At 65.2% G+C, this 7,030-nt stretch carries 4 protein-coding genes; 2 read left to right on the forward strand and 2 right to left on the reverse strand.

Features of this window, described 5'->3' with window-relative positions:
- Positions 1–159 precede the first annotated feature (159 nt).
- Positions 160–1,887, reverse strand: a complete 1,728-nt coding sequence (locus BO1_RS41200; RefSeq protein ID WP_028222561.1) for a peptidoglycan D,D-transpeptidase FtsI family protein — start codon at positions 1,885–1,887, stop codon at positions 160–162.
- A 116-nt stretch (positions 1,888–2,003) separates the two neighbouring features.
- Positions 2,004–3,551: a methyl-accepting chemotaxis protein gene (locus BO1_RS41205; protein WP_028222562.1), complete on the reverse strand. Its 1,548-nt coding sequence runs from the start codon at positions 3,549–3,551 to the stop codon at positions 2,004–2,006.
- A 486-nt stretch (positions 3,552–4,037) separates the two neighbouring features.
- Between BO1_RS41205 and aepX the strand changes: the two genes are divergently transcribed.
- The gene (aepX, locus tag BO1_RS41210) at positions 4,038–5,759 is read left to right on the forward strand and encodes a phosphoenolpyruvate mutase (RefSeq protein ID WP_028222563.1); all 1,722 of its coding nucleotides are present in this window, start codon (positions 4,038–4,040) and stop codon (positions 5,757–5,759) included.
- Positions 5,756–6,949, forward strand: coding sequence for a phosphonopyruvate decarboxylase (aepY, locus tag BO1_RS41215; protein WP_028222564.1), 1,194 nt, complete (start codon positions 5,756–5,758; stop codon positions 6,947–6,949). The genes aepX and aepY overlap by 4 nt, the downstream gene beginning before the upstream one ends.
- Positions 6,950–7,030 lie beyond the last annotated feature (81 nt).

Consider the following 7,030-nt stretch of genomic DNA (forward strand, 5'->3'; position numbering starts at 1 on the left):
CGAACGCGCCGGAGCAAAGCTGTGAGCATACCGTGAAAGCCTGCGCCGCGCTGGCGTGTGCCTCGCGTCGGCACATGCATGGCGCGCCATGCACGAGGCCTGGCGAGTGCCCGCCCAATCAATCGCTATCGGGCTTGATCGAGCGTCTTGAGACGCTTTTCAGGCGTCCGGCGGCACGCCGAGCAGTTTCAGCGATCCCTGCATCACGCCCGAGAATACCGGCCCCGCGACCGTGCCGCCGTAGTACGAGCCGCCCGTTGGATCGTCGATCATCACCGCGACGATCACGCGCGGGGCGCTCATCGGCGCCATGCCGACGAACAGTGCGCGATAGCGGTTCTTCGCGTAACCCGAGCCGATCTGCTTGCGCGCGGTGCCGGTCTTGCCGCCGATCCGGTAGCCCTCGATGTTTGCCGCGCGGCCGGTACCGCCTTCGCTCGTGGCCATTTCCAGCATCTTGCGCATGGACGCCGCCGTGGCGGGCGTAGTCACCGCGCGCGGCGCGCCCCCCGAAGCGGTGATGCCCTGCGGGCCTGGCGCCTCGCTCAGCAGCTTCGCGGGGTACATCGTGCCGTCGCCGGCATAGGCGGTGTAGACCTGCGCGATTTGCAGGAGCGAGGTCGAGAGGCCATAGCCGTAAGCCATGGTCGCCTGCTCGATCGGACGCCAGCGCGCCCACGGCCGCACGCGGCCCGCGGCGGCGCCGGGGAAGGTCACTTCGGGCCGCATGCCGAGGCCGTATTCCTGATACTTGTTCCAGATGGTCTGCGCGGGCAGGTTCAGCGCCATTTTCGCGAGCGCGATGTTGCTCGACTTCTGGACGGCTTCCGCCACCGTCATGCGGCCGTGGTTCGAGGTGTCATGGATCACGGCCGGGCCGATGCGGTACGTGCCCGGCGAGGTGTCGATGATCGTGTTGGCGTTGACTTTGCGCAGGTCCATCGAGAGTGCCGCGACCACGGGCTTGATGGTCGAGCCCGGCTCGAAGGTGTCGATCACGGCGCGGTTGCGCAGCTGGCGGCCCGTGAGGCGCGCGCGGTTGTTGGGATCGAACGACGGCCAGTTGGCGAGCGCGAGGATTTCGCCGTTCTGCGCGTCGAGCACCACGACGCTGCCGGCTTCCGCACGATTCTTCGTCACGGCGGCCTTCAGCTGCGTATAGGCGAGCTGCTGGATGCGGCGGTCGACGGTGAGCTGCACGGTGTCACCGTTCTTCGGCAGCACACGCTCGCTCGGCTCCGAGATCACGCGGCCGAGCCGGTCGCGGATCACTTCGCGCTGGCCCGGCGTGCCGCGCAGGCGCGCGTTGGCCGCGAGTTCGACGCCTTCCTGGCCGTTGTCCTCGATATCGGTGAAGCCCACCACGTGCGCCGCCGATTCGCCCTCGGGATAGAAGCGCTTCGAGTCGGCGATCAGCGTGATGCCGCCGGTGGCCATTTCGTCGATATGGGACGCGGTCTCGGCGTCGACCTGGCGCTTGAGCAGGACGAACGAGCGCTCGTGCGGCAGGCGCCGGCGCAGCTCGGCGAGCGGCATGCCGAGCAGCTTCGCGAGCGGTGTGTACGCGGCCTCGTCGAGCAGCCTGGGATTGGCCCAGATCTCGAAGGTTTCGAGGCTCACGGCGAGCAGCGCGCCGTTGCGGTCGACGATGCGCCCGCGCATGGCATCGAGCTCGAACGTGCGCTGATAGCGCTTTTGCCCTTGCTTGACGTAGAAGCCGTGATTGACGACCTGCACCCAGAGCGCCCGGCCCGCGAGCGCGGCGAAGGCCGCGAACGTGACGAACACGATGAACTTCGAGCGCCACGCGGGCAGCTTCGGCGACAGCATCGGATGGCGGGTCGCGGCGGCATGCGGGTCGCGCGGCGGTTTGCTGGAGCGGATCATCGGGTTGGTGCAGGGGGGATTCAATGGTGCATTATTGTAAACACAGTGTAATTGAATTGAAATTTTTAGTGCCGTGAGGGTTGCTCGCACGCAGCCCACGGCGCGCAGAAGCAGCCTCAAACCACCGCCGGCAGCCTGAAGCTCGCGATCGACTCGCGCAGCCCCGTCACCTGGTCCTTGAGCGAATGCGCCGCGGCCGCGGCCTGCTCGACAAGCGCCGCGTTCTGCTGCGTCACCTGATCCATCTCGCCCACGGCGCGGTTCACTTGCTCGATGCCCGCGCTCTGCTCTCGCGACGCATGGCTGATCTCTTCGAGAATCTCGTGCACGCGCCGCACCGACTGCACGATTTCGCTCATCGTCGAGCCCGCGCTGGTCACGAGCTGCTGACCCTCGACCACCGTGCCCGTCGACTTTTCGATCAGCGCCTTGATTTCCTTGGCCGCCGACGCCGAGCGCTGCGCGAGGCTGCGCACCTCTGCCGCGACCACCGCGAAGCCGCGCCCCTGCTCGCCCGCGCGTGCCGCTTCCACGGCCGCATTGAGCGCGAGAATGTTGGTCTGGAACGCAATGCCGTCGATCACGCCGATGATGTCGCCGATCTGCTGCGAGCTCGTCGAGATGTCGCCCATCGTGCGCACCACGTCGCCCACCACGGCGTTGCCGCGCGTGGCGACTTCGGCGGCCTCGCTCGCGAGCGTGGCCGCGTGTGCTGCGCTGTCCGCGTTCTGGCGTACGTTGGTGGTCATCTGGTCCATGCTCGACGCGGTCTGCACGAGTGCTGCCGCCTGCTCCTCGGTGCGCTGCGAAAGGTCGGTATTGCCGGCGGCAATTTCGTTGGCACCCACGTTGATGTTCTCCGCGCCGCTGCGCACCCGCGAAACCGTTTGCACGAGCGCGCCCTGCATGGTTGCGAGCGCACGCATCAGGCTTTGCGCGTTGGCGCCCTGCGCTTGCACTTGCGTGGTGAGATCGCCATGCGCGATGCGGCTGGCCGTCTCGACAGCGACTTCGAGCTCGCCGCCGATGCTGCCGCGCACGCTGCGCACCACGAGCACCATCACGACGGTTGCCGCGCCGCCGAGCACGAAGGTCACGAGGAGCCAGCGCACGAGGTTCGCGTAGAACGCGTTGCTCACATCGTCCATGTACATGCCGGTCACGATCACCCAGTCCCACGGCGCGAAGCGTCGCGCGTAGCTCAGCTTGGGCACGGGCGTGGTGTGGCCGGGCTTGGACCACAGATAGTCGACGAAGCCGCCGTCGGGCTGGCTGCCGATCTGTGCGAGCTCGACGAAGAGGTGCTTGCCTGCGGGATCGGTGAAGTCGATAAGCCGCTTTCCGTTCAGCTCCGGCTTGATGGGATGCATCAGCATCACCGACTGTGAGTTGTTGATGCTCAGGTAGCCGTCGGTGCCGTAGCGGATGAAGCCGATTACGGCGAGCGCCTGCTTTTGCGCATCGGCTTCGCTCATGACGTTGTGCTGCGAAAGTGTGTAGTAGTACTGGGTGACGCTGGAGGCTTCGTCGACGAGCGTAATGAGTTGCGCGCGCCGTTCGCGGATCATGCCGTCGCGGCTTTGCCACGCGCCGAAGGCGACGATCAGGAACAGGCCGATCCAGAGGATCGCGATCATCGAACGGAGTTTCTGGTTGAGGGTCATCGTCTGAATGGTCGGTCGAGGGCTTTTTTTGGGGGCAGCAAATCGGGCTGCAAATCGGGTTGAAACGCGGTGAAAAAACGCTTCGCCCACATGCGTTTACGGCGCTGGCAAACGTGTGCGCGAGCCAGGACGAACCCTGTGGGCAAGAACTCTCCTCAGACGAAAGAACGTTTCATGAGCGTGGCGCGACGTCGGCTGCTGGGGCGTGTCGCGGGGCGCCGGCCACGCGTGCAAAATACGCCGGAAAACGCCGTTTAAAGCCACAAATTTCACAGCAACTCCATGATTTGCCACTTCTTGCGGTAGTTGAAGGCGGATACGAATCATTTCCGTTATAGTCGCCGCTTTGGCCCCATGCCGCCGCGCCAGAGCGCCGGCGGCATGACGCATCTTTGCGGCCCGCGGGCCAGAAACGATTTCCCAACGATGCGACGCGCGCGGCGCAGCCACGGCTGCCGACGTGACGACGTCCACTGGAGTGACAAGATGAACGCACGCGAACCCGCCATTGCCCTCACATCGCGCAGCGCACGGCTGCGCCAGATGCTGGTGAGCAACGAACTCGAATTCCTGATGGAAGCGCACAACGGCTTGTCCGCGCGTATCGCGCGCGAGGCGGGCTTCAAGGCGATCTGGGGCTCGGGCCTCTCGATCTCCGCGCAGTTCGGCGTGCGCGACAACAACGAGGCGAGCTGGACCCAGGTGGTCGACAACCTCGAATTCATGGCGGACGCGAGCGATCTGCCGATCCTGCTCGATGGCGACACCGGCTACGGCAACTTCAACAACGTGCGCCGCCTCGTGCGCAAGCTCGAGCAGCGCGGCATTGCGGGCGTGTGCATCGAAGACAAGCAGTTCCCGAAGACCAATAGCTTCATCAAGGGCGAGGCGCAGCCGCTTGCCGACATCGACGAGTTCTGCGGCAAGATCAAGGCTGGCAAGGACTCGCAGACCGACGAGAATTTTTCGATCGTCGCGCGCGTCGAGGCGCTGATCGCGGGCTGGGGCATGGACGAGGCGCTCAAGCGCGCCGAGGCCTACCGGCTCGCGGGCGCCGATGCGATCCTCATCCACAGCAAGCTCTCCAAACCCGACGAGATCCTCGCATTCGCGCGCGAGTGGGCGGGCCGTGGTCCGCTCGTGATCGTGCCCACCAAGTACTACAGCACGCCCACCGATGTGTTCCGCAAGGCCGGCATCAGCGTCGTGATCTGGGCGAACCATCTCGTGCGCGCATCGGCTTCGGCGATGCAGGCCGTCGCGCGGACGATTCACGAGACGCAGACGCTCGTCGACGTGGAGGACCGCATCGCGCCCGTCAACGAGATCTTCCGTCTTCAGGACGCCGATGAATACTCGGAAGCAGAAAACCGCTACCTGTCGGCCTCGCGCACGGCAGGCTCCGCGATCGTGCTGGCAGCGAGTCGCGGCTCGGGCCTCGACGCCTTCACCGAAGACAAGCCCAAAGTGATGCTGCCGGTGGCCGGCAAGCCTCTCTTGCGCTGGCTCGTCGACGCGTTCAAGAAGCATTCGGTCAACGACATCACGGTGGTGGGCGGCTATCGCGCTGACGCCATCGACACGGCTGGCGTCAAGCTCGTGCGCAACGAGCGCTACGCGCAGACCAACGAGCTCGCCTCGCTCGCGTGCGCCATCGGCACGCTTGACGCGCTTGAGAACGACACCGTGATCTCGTATGGCGACCTGCTGTTCCGCAGCTACATCCTGAACGATCTGGTGGAGAGCGAAGCGGATTTCAGCGTGGTGATCGATTCGTCGCCGGAGTCTGAAAACAGCAGCACGCGCGACTTCGCGTGGTGTTCGGCGGGCGACGACCGGGGCCTCTTCGGCAACACCGCGCTGCTCGAGCGCATTTCGAGCGAGCCGGCTGCGAACGGTGTGGCGCCGCATGGGCGCTGGATCGGCCTCATGAACGTGCGCGGCGCGGGCCGCGAGAAGCTTGCGAAGAAGCTCGCGCAACTGCAGACGCGCACCGACTTCGACACACTCGACATGCCCGCGCTGCTCAATGCGCTGATCGCCGACGGCGAGCAAGTCGAGGTGCAATACGTGCGTGGCCACTGGCGCGGCGTGAACGATCTCGAAGACTTCCGCAGCGCGGGCGAGTTCGCGCAGGGCGTCTATACGCGTGGCGCGCTTGCGCAGGGCGTCGCTACGGCGGCTGGCGCTACGGAGGGCAAGGCATGATCGAAGCCGCTCAGTTTGTCGAAGCGGCGCGCTCGCGCGGTTTCGAATGGTATGCCGGCGTGCCGTGCTCGTACCTCACGCCGTTCATCAATTACGTGCTGCAGGACGAATCGCTTCATTATGTGTCGGCGGCGAACGAAGGCGATGCGGTCGCGCTGATCGCGGGCGCGGCGCTCGCGGGCAAGCGCGGGATCGCGATGATGCAGAACTCCGGGCTTGGTAACGCCGTGAGCCCGCTCACTTCGCTCACGTGGACTTTCCGCTTGCCGCAGCTCTTGATCGTGACGTGGCGCGGCCAGCCGGGCGTTGCTGACGAGCCGCAGCACGCGTTGATGGGGCCGGTCACGCCGCAGATGCTCGAGACGATGGAGATTCCGTGGGAGCTGTTTCCCACGGAGGCCGAGGCTATTGGGCCGGCGCTCGAGCGTGCGATCAGGCATATGGATGAAACGGGGCGCCCGTATGCGCTCGTGATGCAGAAAGGCAGCGTGGCGCCGTATGAGTTGAAGGGCGGCGGTACGATGCCCGAGAAGCACGCGTTGCCTGTCGCTGAGGCTAGATGGACTGGACGCAGTCCTGATCAAATGCCGACGCGTCAGCAGGCGCTTGAGCGCGTGATTGCGGCTACGCCATCGGAGTCGACTGTCGTGGTGGCATCGACGGGCTTCTGTGGCCGTGAGCTTTACGCGCTCGACGATCGTTCCAACCAGCTCTATATGGTGGGGTCGATGGGATGCGTCACGCCATTCGCGCTTGGTTTCGCGCTTGCGCGGCCGGACCTGAACGTGGTGGCGCTCGATGGTGATGGCGCGGCGCTCATGCGGATGGGGGCTTTTGCGACGCTTGGCGCGTATGGGCCGTCGAATCTTGCGCATGTGCTGCTCGATAATGGCGCGCATGATTCGACGGGTGGTCAGGCGACAGTTTCGGCGCAAGTGTCGTTTGCGAATGTGGCTGCTGCGTGCGGATATGCCGATGCGGTGGAGAGCGATGATCTCTCGGTGCTTGATGCTGTGCTTGCTGCCGCGCAGGAGCGCGCGGTGGGGCCCTCGGGTGTGGCTGGGACACGATTCGTACGACTGACGATTGGACGTGGCACGCCCGATGGACTTCCGCGGCCGACTATCACGCCGCCCGAGGTTAAGGCGCGGCTCATGCGCCACATTGGCGCGCACGTTTGTGCAGATTGACCGGTATGTGCGTGTCTGAGATTTGAAGCAGTATGGTGCTTTTGTTGCGGGGCTTTGTGCGTTGGCTTTAACTTGTTTTCG

It is taken from the genome of Paraburkholderia oxyphila NBRC 105797 (assembly GCF_000685075.1).
GTDB classification, from domain to species: domain Bacteria; phylum Pseudomonadota; class Gammaproteobacteria; order Burkholderiales; family Burkholderiaceae; genus Paraburkholderia; species Paraburkholderia oxyphila.

Bases quoted from the DNA above. Each gene is read 5' to 3' on its own strand.
- BO1_RS41200 (WP_028222561.1), bottom strand. From the start codon at position 1,887: ATGATCCGCTCCAGCAAACCGCCGCGCGACCCGCATGCCGCCGCGACC.
- BO1_RS41205 (WP_028222562.1), bottom strand. From the start codon at position 3,551: ATGACCCTCAACCAGAAACTCCGTTCGATGATCGCGATCCTCTGGATC.
- aepX (WP_028222563.1), top strand. From the start codon at position 4,038: ATGAACGCACGCGAACCCGCCATTGCCCTCACATCGCGCAGCGCACGG.
- aepY (WP_028222564.1), top strand. From the start codon at position 5,756: ATGATCGAAGCCGCTCAGTTTGTCGAAGCGGCGCGCTCGCGCGGTTTC.